Annotated in this window: 15 protein-coding genes and 3 tRNA genes; 9 read left to right on the forward strand and 9 right to left on the reverse strand. The window is 64.2% G+C overall.

Annotation, left to right across the window (positions count from 1 at the left end; translation table 11 throughout):
- Positions 1–2: 2 nt before the first annotated feature.
- The gene (locus tag ACE03M_RS19235) at positions 3–1,409 is read right to left on the reverse strand and encodes an aminotransferase class III-fold pyridoxal phosphate-dependent enzyme (protein ID WP_485935622.1); all 1,407 of its coding nucleotides are present in this window, start codon (positions 1,407–1,409) and stop codon (positions 3–5) included.
- 100 nt (positions 1,410–1,509) lie between these two features.
- Between ACE03M_RS19235 and ACE03M_RS19240 the strand changes: the two genes are divergently transcribed.
- Positions 1,510–2,121: a YigZ family protein gene (locus tag ACE03M_RS19240; protein ID WP_485935624.1), complete on the forward strand. Its 612-nt coding sequence runs from the start codon at positions 1,510–1,512 to the stop codon at positions 2,119–2,121.
- A 15-nt stretch (positions 2,122–2,136) separates the two neighbouring features.
- Here ACE03M_RS19240 and ybaK read toward each other — a convergent pair whose 3' ends face one another.
- Positions 2,137–2,637 (reverse strand): Cys-tRNA(Pro) deacylase, encoded by a 501-nt coding sequence (ybaK, locus tag ACE03M_RS19245; RefSeq protein WP_143922254.1) that lies wholly within the window; start codon positions 2,635–2,637, stop codon positions 2,137–2,139.
- A 245-nt stretch (positions 2,638–2,882) separates the two neighbouring features.
- Positions 2,883–3,230, reverse strand: coding sequence for a metallopeptidase family protein (locus tag ACE03M_RS19250; RefSeq protein WP_143922255.1), 348 nt, complete (start codon positions 3,228–3,230; stop codon positions 2,883–2,885).
- Positions 3,231–3,425: 195 nt separating this feature from the next.
- On the opposite strand from ACE03M_RS19250, the gene ACE03M_RS19255 reads away from it, so the two are divergent.
- From ACE03M_RS19255 to ACE03M_RS19265, 3 genes are all read left to right on the forward strand, one after another.
- A tRNA-Glu gene (locus ACE03M_RS19255) sits at positions 3,426–3,498 on the forward strand.
- A 48-nt stretch (positions 3,499–3,546) separates the two neighbouring features.
- Positions 3,547–3,620, forward strand: a tRNA-Asp gene (locus ACE03M_RS19260).
- A gap of 69 nt (positions 3,621–3,689) precedes the next feature.
- Positions 3,690–3,765, forward strand: a tRNA-Phe gene (locus tag ACE03M_RS19265).
- A gap of 56 nt (positions 3,766–3,821) precedes the next feature.
- On the opposite strand, the gene ACE03M_RS19270 is transcribed toward ACE03M_RS19265, so the two are convergent.
- Positions 3,822–4,664, reverse strand: a complete 843-nt coding sequence (locus tag ACE03M_RS19270) for a CPBP family intramembrane glutamic endopeptidase (RefSeq protein ID WP_485935627.1) — start codon at positions 4,662–4,664, stop codon at positions 3,822–3,824.
- 213 nt (positions 4,665–4,877) lie between these two features.
- Between ACE03M_RS19270 and ACE03M_RS19275 the strand changes: the two genes are divergently transcribed.
- From ACE03M_RS19275 to ACE03M_RS19285, 3 genes are all read left to right on the forward strand, one after another.
- Positions 4,878–5,762, forward strand: a complete 885-nt coding sequence (locus tag ACE03M_RS19275; RefSeq protein ID WP_143922257.1) for an SDR family oxidoreductase — start codon at positions 4,878–4,880, stop codon at positions 5,760–5,762.
- A gap of 114 nt (positions 5,763–5,876) precedes the next feature.
- Positions 5,877–6,860 carry a patatin-like phospholipase family protein gene (locus ACE03M_RS19280; protein ID WP_485935629.1) on the forward strand — a complete coding sequence of 328 codons (984 nt, stop codon included), beginning with the start codon at positions 5,877–5,879 and terminating at the stop codon, positions 6,858–6,860.
- Positions 6,861–6,982: 122 nt separating this feature from the next.
- On the forward strand, positions 6,983–7,423 hold the full coding sequence (locus tag ACE03M_RS19285; protein ID WP_143922259.1) for a hypothetical protein: 441 nt from the start codon (positions 6,983–6,985) through the stop codon (positions 7,421–7,423).
- Here ACE03M_RS19285 and ACE03M_RS19290 read toward each other — a convergent pair.
- Both ACE03M_RS19290 and ACE03M_RS19295 read right to left on the reverse strand, forming a co-directional pair.
- Positions 7,418–8,266, reverse strand: coding sequence for an isocitrate lyase/PEP mutase family protein (locus ACE03M_RS19290; protein ID WP_222103594.1), 849 nt, complete (start codon positions 8,264–8,266; stop codon positions 7,418–7,420). The two genes, ACE03M_RS19285 and ACE03M_RS19290, sit on opposite strands and share 6 nt — an antisense overlap.
- On the reverse strand, positions 8,263–8,973 hold the full coding sequence (locus ACE03M_RS19295; protein WP_143922260.1) for an ArsR/SmtB family transcription factor: 711 nt from the start codon (positions 8,971–8,973) through the stop codon (positions 8,263–8,265). Before ACE03M_RS19295 ends, ACE03M_RS19290 begins: the two co-directional genes overlap by 4 nt.
- 105 nt (positions 8,974–9,078) lie before the next feature.
- On the opposite strand from ACE03M_RS19295, the gene mgtE reads away from it, so the two are divergent.
- Positions 9,079–10,446, forward strand: coding sequence for a magnesium transporter (gene mgtE / locus ACE03M_RS19300; protein WP_485935632.1), 1,368 nt, complete (start codon positions 9,079–9,081; stop codon positions 10,444–10,446).
- A gap of 29 nt (positions 10,447–10,475) precedes the next feature.
- Here mgtE and ACE03M_RS19305 read toward each other — a convergent pair whose 3' ends face one another.
- On the reverse strand, positions 10,476–12,290 hold the full coding sequence (locus tag ACE03M_RS19305) for an ABC transporter ATP-binding protein (protein ID WP_485935634.1): 1,815 nt from the start codon (positions 12,288–12,290) through the stop codon (positions 10,476–10,478).
- The gene (locus ACE03M_RS19310; protein WP_485935636.1) at positions 12,287–14,044 is read right to left on the reverse strand and encodes an ABC transporter transmembrane domain-containing protein; all 1,758 of its coding nucleotides are present in this window, start codon (positions 14,042–14,044) and stop codon (positions 12,287–12,289) included. The genes ACE03M_RS19305 and ACE03M_RS19310 overlap by 4 nt, the downstream gene beginning before the upstream one ends.
- 62 nt (positions 14,045–14,106) lie before the next feature.
- Between ACE03M_RS19310 and ACE03M_RS19315 the strand changes: the two genes are divergently transcribed.
- On the forward strand, positions 14,107–14,985 hold the full coding sequence (locus ACE03M_RS19315) for an oxidoreductase (protein WP_143922263.1): 879 nt from the start codon (positions 14,107–14,109) through the stop codon (positions 14,983–14,985).
- Between the two features lie 57 nt (positions 14,986–15,042).
- On the opposite strand, the gene ACE03M_RS19320 is transcribed toward ACE03M_RS19315, so the two are convergent.
- Complete coding sequence (locus ACE03M_RS19320; RefSeq protein ID WP_485935638.1) at positions 15,043–16,239, reverse strand: acyl-CoA dehydrogenase family protein; 1,197 nt, start codon at positions 16,237–16,239, stop codon at positions 15,043–15,045.
- Position 16,240: the final 1 nt, after the last annotated feature.

Below are 16,240 nucleotides of genomic sequence, written 5' to 3' on the forward strand. Positions count from 1 at the left end.
CACTAATAGCGCCCGGCGCCGGGGGTGTTTAGTGACGTCGGGCAGGTTTTGCGGGAGAAGTCGAGGTCGGTGAGGACCTTCTCGAAGACGCCCAGCCCGGTCTCGAGGTCCTCTTCGCTGATGTTGATCGGCGGGACGACGTGAAGACGGTGGTAGTTGTTGAAAGGGACGACGCCGTGTTCCTTGAGTGCAGCAACCACCGAGGCGACTTCGGGCGAGCCCCCACCGTAGGGCGCCAGCGGTTCGCGGGATTCCTTGTCCCAGACCAGTTCGATCGCCCAGAAGGCGCCGACTCCGCGGACTTCGCCGACGTGCTTCGAGTTCTCCGCTATCTGGCGCAGCCGTGGCCCGATGATCTCCTCGCCGATACGTCTGGCGTGCTCCGTCATGCCCTCTTCGTCCATGGCCTTCATCGTGGCCACCGCTGCTGCGCAGGCCAGCGGATGACCGGAGTAGGTGAGCCCGCCGGGGTAAGCCTTCTGTGCGAATGAACCATAGATCGCATCGTCCATGATCACCCCTCCCAAGGGCACGTAGCCGGAGTTCACGCCCTTGGCGAAGGTGATGATGTCGGGCACCACGTCGAAGTGCTCGAAGGCGAACCATCTGCCGGTGCGACCGAACCCGGCCATCACCTCGTCGGCGATGTAGATGATGTCGTGCTTGTCGCACAGCGCACGGACGCCGCGCATGTAGTCGCTGCCCGGGAGCATGATGCCTGCTGTGCCCGGAATGGTCTCGAGGATGATTGCGGCGATCGTCGACGGCCCCTCGAGTTCGATGGTGCGCTCGAGGTGCCGCAGCGCCCGCTCGGTCTCCTCCGCCTCTGTGGTGGCAGAGAACTCGGACCGGTAGAGGAAGGGCCCGAAGAAGTGGACGACACCTGAGTCACCACGATCATTCGACCAGCGACGCGGGTCGCCGGTGACGTTGACGGCGGTCTCGGTGCCGCCGTGATACGAGCGATAGCGGGAGAGGACCTTATGCTTGCCCGTGTGCAGCCGGGCCATGCGGATCGCGTGCTCGTTCGCGTCGGCTCCGCCGTTGGTGAAGAACACATGGTCGAGTCCGACCGGGGTGCGATCGGTGATGAGGCGGGCGGCCTCCGAACGAGCGCCGTTGACATGGGCGGGACTGATCGTGCACAGCAGGTCCGCCTGATCCTTGATGGCCTGGACGACCTTCGGATGCTGGTGCCCGATGTTGGTGTTGACCAGCTGGGAGGAGAAGTCGAGGAATGACTGCCCCTGGCCGTCGATGATGGTCGATCCCTGCGCACGGGAGACGGTCATCGGCTCAAGCAGCTCCTGCGCCGACCAGGAGTGGAAGACGTGCGCCCGATCGAGCTCGTAGGCCCTGGCGGATTCGTCCTTGATCGCTGAGATGTCTGCCTCGCTGAGCTGCTGCACAACGCATCACCCTTTCACCATTGTTCAGGTTCGTCCGATCATCGTAGATCAGATTCCGGTGAAACGGTCCGCGTCCGTGGTTTTCGGTAGAGTGACCGGCATGCCTTACCGCACGCTCGCCGCCGTGTCCGAAGCCGAGATCGAGATCAAGAAGTCACGCTTCATCGGATTCCTCGCACCGGTCGCCGATGAGGCAGAGGCCAGGGAGGTCATCGCCGAGCGCCGCAGCGCCCATCCGAAGGCGCGCCATCATTGCACCGCGTTCGTCCTCGATCCGGATTCGCGCACGCAGCGCTTCAGCGATGACGGCGAACCGGCAGGAACGGCAGGGGCACCGATCCTCGACGTCGTCTCCGGTCACCAGCTGACGTTCGTCGTTGCGGTCGTGACCAGGTACTTCGGGGGAACTCTGCTGGGTGCGGGAGGACTCGTCCGCGCCTACGGCCAGGCCACCTCGGCGGCATTGGAGACGGCACGCGTGGTGACCAAACATGAGCTGGTGCCTGTGCGCGCCGAGGTCGACTATGCCCAGGCCAATGCCCTGGACCGGGCGGCCGGGAACAGAGGATGGACGACGCGGTCGCGCTACGGTGCCGCCGTCGTCATCGACATGATGGTCCCCGTCGCCGAGGTGGACGCGGCCCTGGCGATCTACGCAGACGTCACCGCAGGGCAGGCAGAGCCCGCCGTCGGTGACGTCGAATGGACGTGATCAGTGCTGGACTGATCAGTCCAGGGCTGCGATCTTTCCGACCTGTGCATTGGTCAGCATGACGAGATCTTCGGGACGGATTTCGATCTCGAGGCCGCGACGACCTGCGGAGACGAAGACCGAGGAGTGCTCGAGTGCGGTGCGGTCGATGACGACCGGCACAGCATGGCGCTGCCCGAACGGGGAGACCCCGCCGACCGGGTAGCCGGTGCGACGCTCGGTCTCGGCCACGCCAGCCAGCTGAGCCTTCTTCGCTCCGCGTGCGGAGGCGAGGCCCTTGAGGTCGAGCTGCCCGGACACGGGAACCAGGGCGGTGACGGGTGCGCCGTCGACCTGGATCATGAGGGTCTTGAATACTTGGTCCGAGCCCACGCCGAGCTTGTCGGCTGCTTCGGTTCCGTAACGGCGTGTGCTCGGATCGTGATCGAAGCTGTGCAGGGTGTAATCGATGCCTGCCAGGTTGAGCACACGGACGGCCGGGGTAGCCGCGCTTGTCGGTTTGGATGCCACTGTCATAAAGGGGTCGTGCCTCCTGCCCGTAAATCTGCGAGGACACGCGGAGCATTTCTGCCCAGGGCATTCGCCCCTGTGTTCCCGCGTCGATACGGACGGAATGTTGTATCGAGTGCTGATGGGTACCCGCCCACAATAAGCGAAGTCCCGGCCCGAGCGCCAATCAATGACGGTTGCTGAAGAGTCAGATACCACCTACGACCTGGGGTGACGCCGGCGTTCACGGTCAACTGCGGAGGTTGTACAGCTCAGCCCCAGCCGATCTCGTGGAGCCGTTCGTCATCTATTCCGTAGAAGTGTGCGATCTCGTGGACGATGGTGATGACGATCTCGCTCCGCAGGTGGTCTCGGTCTTCTGCGAAGGCAATGAGGTTGTCGCGGTAGAGGAAGATATTGTCCGGCAGCTCGAGTCCGGAGATGCCGCGCTCCCCCACCGGCGTTCCGTCATAGAGGCCCAGCAGATGTGTATTGCCATCCTCAGGCCGGTCCTCGACGAAAAGAGCGACATTGTCGAGCTCATCGGTCACGCCCGCTGGAAGCTGGTCGAGTGCCTCGTCAAGGATCGCTTCGAACTCTTCTTCACTGAGGTCTTCCATGCCCACCAGCCTAACGGGACGATCTCAGAAGGGACTGTGGGCCGCTGTCCCGCGGGCCTCAAACCTTTGTCCTCCATGCCCTCTCGCGGAGCCCGGAAACAGTGTGACCGAGGACACGGGTTGCCGGTTTGCACTCTTCGAAATGGTTGGGATAAGCTTAACGTCGTTGCCCCGGGGAATCCGAGGTCAACCTGGGCCCCCATCGTCTAGAGGCCTAGGACACCGCCCTTTCACGGCGGCGACACGGGTTCGAATCCCGTTGGGGGTACGGTGTAGGATTGTAAAGTCCGACATCGGATCAGATGCAACATAGTAAGGCCCTGTAGCGCAGTTGGTTAGCGCGCCGCCCTGTCACGGCGGAGGTCGCCGGTTCGAGTCCGGTCAGGGTCGCGGAGCACGAGGCTCTTCTTCGGAAGGGCCTTTGTTTCTCTCAACATACTTGACGTATGTTTGCGGCCTGGCTCTGTAGCTCAGTTGGTAGAGCGTTCGACTGAAAATCGAAAGGTCACCGGATCGACGCCGGTCGGAGCCACCACACAAGAGAACCCCCGGATTTCCTCAGAAATCCGGGGGTTCTCTGCGATTCCGGGCTCAGCCTTCTGCGAGCACCGGCCGGGAGTCCCCGGGCACCTGCTGCCGATGGCGCGGAGGAAGAATTCTGCCGCGACGATGGGCTGTGACGATGAAGATGGCACCGGCAAGCGTACAGAGGGCAATGGAGAACACGCTGCCTTCGGGACCGAAGTCTCCCCCGGTGATGAGCACCGGTCCAGACATCGTTGCATCCAACAGTCCCTGCGGCGTGTTGGCTCCGGATACCTCAGTGCTGAAGATTCCACCGGCAGCCATGTTCCACCCGAAATGCAGACCGATAGGCACCCACAGTCGTCTCGTCGCCATGTATGCGGCAGTGAGCATGAAGCCGGCCTCGACCGCGATGGCGATCGCACCGAAGAAGGAGGCGTTGGGGTTGAGCAGGTGCATGAGGCCGAACACCAGACCGGTGACCGCCATGGCGATCCATGAGCCTGTCCGCTCTTCGATGACCCGGAACAGGACACCTCGAAAGATCACTTCCTCAGTGACTGCGACTGCTGCCATGAACCCGAGCAATCCCAGCAGTGCCCCCGGGGATCCGAGGCCGTCGACGGTGTATCCGCCGAGGAGCGCAATGATCACGATGACGAGAGAGAACAGGCCGATGCCGATGAGCGCTCCGAGGCCGAGCGACCGGTCTGCGCCTGCGTGGGACACCTCGGTGACAGTGCGATTCTCCGTGCGCGAAACGACTGCGTGATAGACAACGAGCGTCAGGGTCGCAGTGATGAGCCCGGCCGCCAGGGCCAGCACCCCATTCCCTCCGACGAAATCTGTGGCGACGCTTCCGAGGACGGTGACTGCCACGACGGCGATGAGCTGTTTGATGAAACGCACGATACTGACTCCATTCGCAGGATGACCGGAAGCGTCTGCCTCGGCCATCCACGACGGTAGAGGGCACCCGTCCGGGCCGACATCACTCCTGAGAGTGAAAACGGATGCGACCAACTGGTTACGTATCGGTAACCATGGCATGTAATGTGATGTCTGCAACTGGGTTCCCAATCGAACCATGCGCTCAGACTCACGATGCAAAGGAGCAGACATATGACCCGCGGTACCCAAATCAGAGGTGCACGAGTACTGATCACCGGTGCAGGCAGCGGCATCGGACGCCTGATGGCTCTGGACGCTGCGGCACGTGGAGCCGCAGAGATTCTCATCTGGGACCTCTCTGCCGAGACCGGTCAGGCCGTTCGCGATGAACTCGTGGCAACCGGAGCGAAAGCCCGCTCGTTTGCAGTCAACGTGGGCGACTCCAGCCAGGTCACAGCGGCCGCAGAGGAAACCGGACCGATCGACGTCCTCATCAACTGCGCGGGAATCGTCACCGGCAAGAAGCTGCTGGAAGCCGATGAGGACGCAGTTCGACGCGTCTACGACGTCAATGTCTTCGCCCTGTATTGGACGACACGTGCCTTCCTGCCTGGAATGATCGAACGGAACCGCGGCAGCGTGGTCACCATCGCCAGCGCCGCTGGCCTCACCGGTGTGGCCAAGCAGACCGACTACTCGGCCAGCAAGTTCGCAGCTCTGGGCTTCACCGAGTCCCTGCGCAACGAACTGCGCACCGACGGCAGCAAGGTCGGAACTCTCGTCGTGTGTCCCTTCTACATCAACACAGGCATGTTCGAGGGTGTCACGACGAAGTTCCCCCGTCTCCTGCCCATCCTCGAGGAGAACTACGTCGCCACCAAGGTCATCGACTCCATCGAAGCCGGACGTGAGCAGCTGATTATGCCCGCCCTGGTCCGTCTGCTGCCAAGTCTGCGTTTGCTGCCGACACGGGCATTCGACCGAACCTTGGACTTCCTCGGCGTCAACAAGACCATGGAGCACTTCACCGGCCGTCGTCCCGTGGCCGCGGAACCCAACACTGCCTCGCCGGCTGCGGAGCTCAATTCTGCCGACCCCGCCGCTGCCAGGGGCTGACGAGGGACACGAGCTCCTCCTTTCCTCGTCCGCACCCAGCCTGGGTGACAATGAGAGGAGGAGCATCGACGCGGAGTTCACAGGCGCACTGAGGCCGCTGAGAAGGAGGACGCTATGCCCCTCACCGATCTGGTCCTCGAAGGCGGAGGAGCAAAACTTCCCGGGCTCGTCGGCGCTGTCAATGCGCTGACCTCGGCCGACTACTCCATCCACCGCATCGCGGGAACCTCAGCCGGCGCGATCGTTGGCGCGTTGGCCACCGCGGGCATTCCACCTGAGCGCCTCACCGAGACGATCCTCGGCAAAGACTTCACCGACTTCGAGGACCTCAGCCCCGCCTTCCGATTCACGCCATGGCTCGGAAAGGTCCAGGGGCTGCTGTTCCACAAGGGAATGTACCTCGGCACTGCCCTCCACGACTTCCTTGACGATATCCTCACCGCACAGGGCATCCGCACATGGGCAGACCTCCGCCTGCACGACCCGGAAAGTGCCTTGCCTCCCGAACGGCAGTACCGCCTCGTCGTCATCGTCTCGGATGTCTCCCGCGGTCGAATGCTGCGTCTGCCCTGGGACTACCGCCCGGCGCTCGGCGTCGACCCGGACTCGCAGTCCGTCGCGGACGCTGTCTGCGCCTCGGCGGCGATGCCGTTCTACTTCCGACCCAGATCACTGCCGGCCGATCGCCGCATCGCCGGCGGCTCATCGGTGCTCGGCTCGGACGGGGGCCTGCTGTCGAACTTCCCCGTCGACCTCTTCGACCGAAAGGATCAGCGACCAGCGCGCTGGCCGACTCTGGGAGTGATGCTGTCAGCCAGGACGACGGCAGGCGCACAATGGCGACCGAATGCGAACACCTACCAATACGCCGTTTCTCTCCTGTCGACCATGATCAATGCCCACGACCGACGCCACATCGACGAACCTTCGATCACCGAGCGGACGATCTTCGTCGACACCGTCCGCCACAGCAGCACCGATTTCGCCCTGTCACGGGGGGACAAACTCGACCTCATCGACTCGGGGGCGAACGCGGCTCGATCATTCCTCAAACGCTGGGACTGGCTTGAATGGAAGGAGCACCACGGGCGCCGATGAGCTGCGGCGCCTTTGAGCCGCCGCACCACAGGTATCGCCATGGACCCTATCGGCAAGGCCGAGCTCGCGTGCAACAATGTCCGTGAGAGTTATACTGATCGACCACACGCGAAGGAGAGATCATGAGCGACAATCCCAACGAACCGACGCAGTGGCAGGACGACCTGGAGGTCGAGGACCCGACGCTCGACGAGCCCACCGCTGATGACTTGGACGACCCAGAGCTCAACGCGGCTGAGGCCGACGCCCTCGACGTCGACAGTGATCTCGACGCTTCGTCCGCTCCCTCTGTCGAACCCGGCGCCGAAGGTCCGGAGGGAACCGGCATCGAAGGCGCCGATAACGAGCTGTTGGATGCCAAAGACATGGAATCGGGAAATGCAGCGCCCGACATACCGGACGAATTCTCCACCGATTCCTCACCTGCAGCCGAACAGGGGAACCGGCGCAGCGATCACATGGTCTCCGAGGACCACGACGATGCAGAGGTAGCCGAACTTTCCGGTGATGACCTCGATGTCGACGCACTCGCCGACGATGGGATCGAGCAACGGGGTCTATGAGTCCACGTCCGAGACCGCGAAATATGACAGGACGTTCGCGGTCTGTGCCGGGCGGCCAGAAGCCAGGCCTTCCAAGGACTGCAGAGCCATAGACACCGCAGTTCGATAGAGCAGCGACCCCGTGCTGATCCTCGCTACGCCCACGTCGGCCAACTGCTCAAGTGAGAAGCGAGGACTGGCGAGGACGTTGACCGGCAGCGGGCAGGCATCGACGATGCCGGCGATGACGTTCAGTTCGAGATCGCCGGGAACGAAGATCCCATCGGCTCCGGAATCAACGTAGCGCCGCATCCGGTCGAGGGTATCGCCGAGGTTGTCCTGCCCTGTCCAATAGGTGTCGATCCGAGCATTGACGAAGAGATCCGGAAATTCGTCCTTGATCGCGTTCACCTTGCCAGCAAGCGCCACCGCGGGGAGGAGTCGACCGCGAGCAGAATCCTCGATGTTGATGCCGTCGACGGCGAGGACACCCTCAGATGAGGCACGATGTCCACCCGGTGCAACCGCCGGGGCAGGCAGACTCGGGAAACTCCTTCGCAGAATATCGACGACGCCCTTCGGATCGTCGCTGTACCCATCTTCGAAGTCGCAGGTGAGCAGGCCCTCTGGCAGTGCTCGCCGCATGTTCGCGATGAGAGCGGCCATCGCAGTCAGAGTCTCGCGGTCCTCATCGGCGGCGCCGATGCCGGCCGCCACACCGAGACTGGTCGTGCCGACGGCAGGGTGACCAGCCTCGGCGAACAATCGGGCACTCGCCACATCCCAGGCGCAGGGCAGAATGAATGGCTCCCCCGGGCGGTGCAGACGGTGGAAGGTAGGGATCGGTGCGGACGGTGTGCTCATAGCTGTGTCACCTCTGTGATCAGGATCCAGTCGAGACGCTCCCGGCCGGCAGGTGTGAGTTTGAGAGCTCGACTGCTCGGTCGGCGCGTGATCCACGTGCGGTCGAGAAAGTCGCGGCACAGTTCGTCTCCGAGCCACCCGCCGAGGTGGGTCCGTCGTTCCGTCCAATCGAGGCAGCGGCGTGTGACCGGACGGGCAGATGTCGTTGTGGTCGGCACATCGATGCCCCACGCCTCCGCGATTGCCTCCCTACCGGAATCGGTCACGGTCACCGCCTCGTCGATCCACCCGTGTGCGCTCAGGGCTGCGAACAATCGGACGCCGAGCTTTCCTGCGATATGCCGGTAACAGGTCCTCGCCTCGAGGAGGTGACGGTCACGGGTCTTCGCAACCAGAGACGAGGCCGATTCGACCCGCTGGCTTGCGAGGGCTCCGGTGTGCTCGAGCCAATCGGCGATATCTGCCGAGGCGAGCTGGACATAACGGTGCCGACCCTGTCGGCGCTCCGCCAGGACTCCGCGGTCGATGAGGATGCTGACATGTTCCGAGGTCGACGACATCGGCAGCCCGAGTGCACGGGACAACTCGGTCAGCGTCCAGGCTCTGCCGTCGAGGACGCAGGTGCAGATCATCACTCGTGTGGGCTCGGCGATGGCCGATGCGAGTGCGGCGATGTCCGGCGCCGCTTCCTGGTGTGCCCTGCTCATGCCTCCATGCTAGGACTCCAACGGTTCGGGCAGTGCCGAAGTGACCTCGCGCTGTGGCATATGGTGGACAACGATGACAGAGACAGCGGATGTGAGGGGGCAGTCATGACAGACATGACGGTGGACGACTCGGCGGCAGACCGCCTGGAATCCGCACTGTCGGGACGAATCGACCGGTCGGCCATGGACACCGTCGCAAATCTCGCACACCAGGTCTCCCTCCCTGAGCTCACCCGGCTCGTCCACACGACGACCCCGCTGCAGTCGGCGGTCCTGTTCCGAGTACTGGACAAGGACGGGGCCCTGGCGGTGTTCGAGAATCTGACGCCGAGCTATCAGGCGGACCTGATCCAGAACCTCCGCGAACCCGAGATCGCCGATATCGTCGAGGGCCTGGACCCCGACGACCGTGCCGAACTCTTCGGTGAGCTTCCGGCCAATGTCACCCGACGGCTCATGAGCGGACTCGACGCCGAGGAACGGGAGATGACGACGGCCGTTCTCGGGTATCCGAAGTCGGCGATCGGCCGCTACATGTCCCCTGAGGTGCTCAGCCTCCACGAGGATTGGACGGCCGCCGAGGCGATGGAGGTCGTTCACTCCCGCATCGACGGACCCGAAACCGTCTACCTGCTGCCGGTGGTCGGCCCTGGCCGTGTGCTCCTCGGCGTCGTGTCGCTGCGCAATCTCATCGCCGCCGACGAGTCGACGGTCATCAGTGAAATCGTCCGCGATTCCATCAGCACCCATGCGCTCACCGACCGTGAGGAGGCATCCCGCCAGTTCCTCTCGCACCGGCTCATCGCGATGCCGGTTGTCGACGAGGAGGAACGGCTCGTGGGCATCTTGACGATGGACGATGTCCTCGACATCGTCGACGAGGAGGACGCGGAGGACATCGCTCGGTCCAGCGGTTCCGAACCCCTCGACCGTTCTTACCTGTCGAGCACCATCGTGCGCCTGGTCAGGAGCCGCATCGTCTGGCTGCTCGTCCTCGCAGTCTCCGCGATCCTCACCGTCCAGGTCCTCGAAGTGTATGAGGACCGGCTCGATCAGGTCGTCATCCTTGCCCTGTTCATCCCCCTGCTGACCGGCACGGGCGGCAACACCGGCAACCAGGCTGCGACGACAGTGACCCGGGCGCTGGCCGTCGGCGAGGTGAGAGTCCGCGACCTCGGCCGGGTCATCTGGAGGGAGCTGCGGGTCGGCGCACTGCTGGGAGCCGTTCTCGGCCTGTTGGGCTTCCTCGTCGCCGGCCTCGTCTACGGGTGGGCGATCGGACTGGTCATCGGGCTCACGCTGCTGTCCGTGTGCATCATGGCGGCTACCGTGGGCGGACTGATGCCGATCATCGCGAAGAAGGTGGGCGCGGACCCTGCGGTGTTCTCCAACCCCTTCATCTCCACGTTCTGCGATGCCACTGGCCTCATCCTCTACTTCTCGATCGCGACGGCGGTGCTGGGTCTGAGCTGACTCGCAATCCTCGCTGACGCCCGGGGGGCTCAGGCCGACCACGCCTCCCACAGCCGGGCGTAGCGACCGCCTTGGGCGACGAGTTCCTCGTGTGGGCCCTCTTCGACGATCCGTCCGTGCTCCATGACGAGCACGCGATCAGCGGTCTCGGCCTGACTGAGGCGGTGGGCGACGACGAGGGCTCCGCGCCCGGCAAGTGCGGCCCTGGCCGACTGCTCGAGGGTATGGGCTCCGGCGGATCCCGCCTCGGCGGTGGCCTCGTCGAGGATTGCGAAGTCCGGATTCGCCAGTACAAGACGGGCGAGGGCGATCGTCTGCTCCTGCACCGCGCTCAGACGGGTTCCGCCGTCACCGACCTCGGTGTCGGAACCGTGTGCAAGTTCGCTCACCCAATCGGCTCCCACCATGTCCAAGGCCGCAGCGACCTGTTCGTCCGATGCGTCAGGGACGGGCAGGGCGACGTTGTCGCGCAGGGTGCCGTTGAAGGTATGGACCTCCTGGGCGACCATCGTGATGTGCGAGCGCAGCACGAATTCGGGCAGCGCGGTCAGAGGAGCCGCCGACTGTTCATTTTCGGTGCGCTCTTTCGCCGAGGAGGCTGTGCCGGATTCGAGTCGCGCCGAACCGTGCGTGGGTGCGGAGAGTCCGGCCGCGATCCGTGCCAGCGTGGACTTCCCGGCCCCGGTGGTGCCGACGACGGCGACGACTTCGCCCGGCTCCAGTCGCAGATTCACGCCCTTGAGGACGTGGTTGCTCGATTCCGGATCCTCGTCGTAGGTGAACCACAGGTCTTCCAACACCAGTGCGGGCCGGTCGATGCTGATGTCGGTCGTCCGCCTCGGCGAGCTGGCGGCTTCGTCGATGACGCCGACCATGCGGGTCAGCGAGGCACCCGCGGATTGGATCTGGTCGAAAAGGCCGACTAGGGCGCCGATGGGATTGAACAGGCGGTGGAAAACCAGGGCCGCGGTGGTCACGGCGCCTGCGGTCGTCTCGCCGGCGAAGACCAGGACGAATCCGGCGATGAGGAGCAGGGAGAGTACGACAGCCTCGGCGCGGTTATTGCGCGAGAAGGCGCGGGTGAGGAAGCTGAACACTCCGATCGACAGGTCCCTGGCCTGCCCGGAGGCCGAGTCGATACGAGCCAGCTCTCCTGACTCAGCTCGGTAGGCACGGAGAGTCTGTGCTCCGGTGAGCCCGCCCAGCAGTCGACCGGCGCGCCTGCCGAACGCCGCCCGCTCCTCCTTGTAGATCGGTTCCGATCGGGGCAGATACCAGCGCAGGGTGAGCCAGTACATCGGCAGTGCGACGAGGCCCACGAGTCCCAGTCGCCAGTCGATCGCGCCCAGGCCCACGGCGGAGACGATGACGATGAGCAGCGATTCGACGACGAGAGGCAGCACCTGGGCGGCCGCCTCGCTGATCTTGCGGGAATCGTCGGCGACGCGGGAGACCAGGTCGCCGGTGCCAGTCTTCTCGATGCGCTGGGAATCCAGTCTGAGCGCGGACTCGACGACCTGAGTGCGCAGCTCGGCGACGACGGGCATGGCGATATGGGCCAGTGACCAAGCGCTGACCCACGTGCCCAGTGCCATGACGATGCCGGCGGCCGCTACAGCGATCGCGCAGGTCCAGACGAGATCCGAGCCGGCGCCGGTGGGCAGTTCGTCGACGAGGCGGCCGATCGCCCAGGGCCCGACGAGCCCGGCACCGGCGTTGGCCAGACCCGAGACGGCGAGCACAACAAGCCATCCGGTTCGCGCCCGCAACAGCGGTGCCAGGTGGGAGAAGGAGCGTCGCCTCGAGGCGATCGACAGAGTAGCGGGCGCGGGGGACGCGGTCATCGGGTCACCGCCTGACGGTAGGACTCTGCGGCCGCTGACTCCGCTGCGAGGAGTTCGGCGTGACCGCCGATGAGAACCTGTCCGTTCGCAGGGACGAAGACAACCGTGTCAGCGGCTGCCAAGAATGCCGGAGAGCTGGTGACGATGACGGTGGCAGCCGATCGGCTGGCTCGACGCAGATCGCTCACTCCGCTCGAGATGCGTGCCTCGGTGACGGCGTCGACGGCGGTGGTGGGTTCGTGGAGGACGAGGATGCTCGGGTCGGCGTTCAGCGCTCGGGCCAGGGCCACGCGCTGCCGTTGGCCGCCCGAGAGGTTGCCGCCGAGTTCCTGGATTCGGTGGTCGAGTCCCCCGTCGATGAGTCCGAGGAGTTCGTCGACCCCCGATGCGAGGAGCACCTCTGCGGGGACAGGGTGGTCGGTCGTGCCGACGACCATGGTGATGTTGGAGCGGATCGTGCCCTCGAAGAGGTCGACGGTGTGGGGCGAGACGATCATCTGGTCGGGACTCGTTCCGCGGGCATGGGATGCCAGCGCTGCGAGGAGTGCCGTCGTCGGCTCGGCGCGCTCGGTGACAATGCACGTCAGCGAGCCGAACTCGGTTGTGAAGTCGACACTGCGGTCCTCACCGACTGCCCAATCGCGGACGTCGACCGCGGTGTCGCCGATATGGATCCTGATCAGCCTCCCGCCTCGGCGAGGGGCGCTCTTGTCGGATTCTGTCTCGTCTGATTCTGTCTCAGTGTCTGCGTCGGTCGATGTGAGTGCCGCGGCCGAGGGAACAGCCTCGGCGGAGTCGATGTCGGTCAGGAGCCTGGCGATCCTGCCTGCCGCGCCGTGCGATTGGGCGAAGAGGCCGACGATGTCGGCGAGCGCGCGCATCGGTTCGGTGAGGAACGCGGTCATACCGAGGATGCCGATGAGTGCGCCGACGCTCATCTGCCCTTCGACGAGCCGCAGGCTTGCGACGACGAGGACGACCGCGAGCACCATCGACATCACGAGAGCACCCAGGCCTGCGAGTCGGCCTGTTCTCTCACCGGTGGCGATGCCGGCTGTCGCGGCCTCGTCGGAGGTCTTCTCATAGCGGCGCACGGCCCAGGGCTCACCGCCCATGGCCTTGATCACGCGCAGACCGTGCATCAGGTCGGATGCGGAACGACCGGCTCCGGCGACTGCTTCGAGCTGGGTTGCGGCCTTCGCGGACACGGAACGGCTGGGAAGGGCGACGATGAGTAGCCCGAAGGGTACGGCGATGAGGACGACGAGCCCGGTCACTGGGTCAGCGATGAGGAGGAATACTGCGGCAGTCACCATGCCCAGCACCGAAGCGATACCGCGCCCGGCCTGGGCGAAGGACTGAGCTGCGGTGTCGGCGTCTGCCGAAGCGATCGAGAGGACCTCGCCGGAGGCTCGGTCGGGTGGAAGGCTCGCCGAGGTGAGCGCGGCGTGGGTGATCTCGACGCGAAGGGCATGGGCTTCGTGTTCACGGGCGGAGTTGCAGAAGCGGGAGCCGAAACGATACCCGAGGCTGAGCACCGTGAACAGCAGGCCGATGCCGATGATCGAGACGGCGAGCATCGGAAGGGAGCGCGGGATGATCGCGACGTCGACGACGATTCCGATGGCGACGGGCACGAGCGCCTCACAGACCTGCCACAACGACAGGGTGAAGGCTCCGGGCACGAGCAGCGCGAGTCGACGCCGGGCGGCCCTGCGCAGCAGCATCGAACCTGATGAGGGAGTCTTCGGCACGAAGGCTACCCTAACATTTTGCGAGGAGCCATGAACGGCTTGCTTGGGCTTACGATTGCCTTATGGGCAATAGGCTCGATGACAACATCTCCTCAGCGGCGAACCGCACCATCGTCGTCACCGGTGGCAACAGCGGAATCGGTCGGGCAACAGCGTCCATGCTTGCGGGCATGGATGCTCAAGTGGTGCTTGCCGTTCGCAACTTGGACAAGGGACGAGCTGCAGCTGACGCGATGCGTGGGACCGTCGACGTACGACATCTCGACCTCGCCGATCTCGCCTCGGTGCGCGCCTTCGCTGAGGAATTCACAGAGCCCATAGACATCCTCATCAACAATGCGGGGATCATGGCCCCGCCCTTGGGTCACACCGCCGACGGGTTCGAATCTCAGTTCGGCACGAACCACCTCGGCCATTTCGCCCTGACCAACCTGTTGCTTCCCCAGATCCGAGATCGGGTAGTCACCATCTCTTCGATCGGGCATCGGATGGGGACCATCGACTTCGATGACCTCAATTGGGAACGCAGACCGTATAAGCCGATGGCGGCCTACGGGCAGTCGAAGCTCGCCAACCTTCTCTTCACCTCCGAACTCCAGCGACGGCTCACCGAGGTGTCCTCCTCCGTCATCGCGGCCGCGGCCCATCCGGGCTTGGCGGCGACGAACCTCTACCGGCTGCAGGGAAACCGAACGCTCGCATCCGTCACCGAGGCCCTGATCGGTCTGATCTCGCAGAACGAGCAGCAAGGTGCTGTGCCGACATTGTGCGCAGCCACAGCCGACATCCCAGGCAACAGCTATGTCGGCCCACGCCGATTCAAGGAGACTTTCGGACAGCCGAAACTCGTCGGCCGCTCAGCTGCAGCCAAGGACGCCGAAGTTGCCCGACGTCTGTGGACGGTGTCGGAGGAGCTGACAGGGGTTGGGTTTCCGCTTTAGGTCGTGTGGTTCGTTGCGTGCCGCTTTTTCAGCACCCCATCCACTTGCCTCAGCGGCCTACCGAAACGCCTGTTCACCTGTGATGTGACGACCCAGAATCAGAGTGTGCACCTCATCCGTGCCTTCGTAGGTGCGCACCGATTCGAGGTTGTTGGCGTGGCGCAGCGGTGAGTATTCGAGCGTGATGCCGTTGCCGCCGAGCATGGACCTGGCCTCCCTGCAGATGGCGATCGCCTCACGGCAGTTGTTGAGTTTGCCGACCGAGATCTGAATCGGGTCGAGCGTGCCCGCGTCTTTGAGTCGCCCTGTCTGCACAGCCACGAGGATGCCCTTCTGGATCTCGAGGACCATATTCACCAGCTTCTGCTGGGTGATCTGATAGCCGGAGAGAGGTTTGTCGAACTGCATCCTCTCCTGCGCATACTTCAGAGCCACCTCATAGGAGTCACGGGCCGCACCCATCACACCCCACATGATTCCGTAGCGGGCTTCGTTGAGGCAAGAGAAGGGCCCCTTAAGGCCTTTTGCTTCGGGAAGGACCGCCTCGGCGGGAAGTTGGACGTCTTCGAGGGCGATGTCGCATTGGATGGAGGCTCGCATGGAGAGCTTCTGTTCGATCGGAGTCGCGGAGAATCCGGCAGTGTCGGTGGGGACGAGGAAGCCGCGGATACCGTCGTCGGCGGCGGCCCAGATGACCGCGATGTCGGCGATGGAGGCCAGGCCGATCCAGCGTTTGGCTCCATTGAGGGTCCACGTGCCATCATCATTGCGTACTGCTGTGGTGGCCATCGATCCTGGGTCGGACCCGGCAGTGGGCTCGGTCAGGCCGAAACAGCCGATGATCTCACCCTTGGCCATGCCCGGCAGGTAACGATTCTTCTGCTCTTCGGAGCCGAATTTGTGGATCGCGGACATGGCCAGGGATCCCTGCACGGACACGAAGGTCCGCAGTCCCGAGTCACCGGCTTCGAGCTCCATGGCCGCGAGACCGTATTCGACGGCGGATCGCCCCGGGCAGCCGTAGCCGTGCAGGTGCATTCCCAACAGTCCGAGGTCGCCCATCTCGGCCACGATCTCTCGGGGAAAGACGGCGTTCTCATACCAGTCGGCGATGTTCGGACGGAAACGCTCATCGACGAAGGCCCGCACCTTGTCGCGAAGTTCGATCTCGGACCTGCTGAAGAGTCCTTCGAGGTTGAGGAGGTCGGACTTGTCGAGGTCGGCGGCATCGTGCGCGGTGGCGGTCGTAGTCATT

It is taken from the genome of Brevibacterium sp. AGC70 (assembly GCF_057334195.1).

What these genes read in the sequence shown, in the direction of transcription:
- ACE03M_RS19315 (WP_143922263.1), top strand. Translation starts at nt 14,107, where the DNA reads ATGGGCAATAGGCTCGATGACAACATCTCCTCAGCGGCGAACCGCACC.
- mgtE (WP_485935632.1), top strand. Translation starts at nt 9,079, where the DNA reads ATGACAGACATGACGGTGGACGACTCGGCGGCAGACCGCCTGGAATCC.
- ybaK (WP_143922254.1), bottom strand. Translation starts at nt 2,637, where the DNA reads ATGACAGTGGCATCCAAACCGACAAGCGCGGCTACCCCGGCCGTCCGT.
- ACE03M_RS19275 (WP_143922257.1), top strand. Translation starts at nt 4,878, where the DNA reads ATGACCCGCGGTACCCAAATCAGAGGTGCACGAGTACTGATCACCGGT.
- ACE03M_RS19280 (WP_485935629.1), top strand. Translation starts at nt 5,877, where the DNA reads ATGCCCCTCACCGATCTGGTCCTCGAAGGCGGAGGAGCAAAACTTCCC.
- ACE03M_RS19250 (WP_143922255.1), bottom strand. Translation starts at nt 3,230, where the DNA reads ATGGAAGACCTCAGTGAAGAAGAGTTCGAAGCGATCCTTGACGAGGCA.
- ACE03M_RS19285 (WP_143922259.1), top strand. Translation starts at nt 6,983, where the DNA reads ATGAGCGACAATCCCAACGAACCGACGCAGTGGCAGGACGACCTGGAG.
- ACE03M_RS19305 (WP_485935634.1), bottom strand. Translation starts at nt 12,290, where the DNA reads ATGACCGCGTCCCCCGCGCCCGCTACTCTGTCGATCGCCTCGAGGCGA.
- ACE03M_RS19295 (WP_143922260.1), bottom strand. Translation starts at nt 8,973, where the DNA reads ATGAGCAGGGCACACCAGGAAGCGGCGCCGGACATCGCCGCACTCGCA.
- ACE03M_RS19320 (WP_485935638.1), bottom strand. Translation starts at nt 16,239, where the DNA reads ATGACTACGACCGCCACCGCGCACGATGCCGCCGACCTCGACAAGTCC.
- ACE03M_RS19290 (WP_222103594.1), bottom strand. Translation starts at nt 8,266, where the DNA reads ATGAGCACACCGTCCGCACCGATCCCTACCTTCCACCGTCTGCACCGC.
- ACE03M_RS19240 (WP_485935624.1), top strand. Translation starts at nt 1,510, where the DNA reads ATGCCTTACCGCACGCTCGCCGCCGTGTCCGAAGCCGAGATCGAGATC.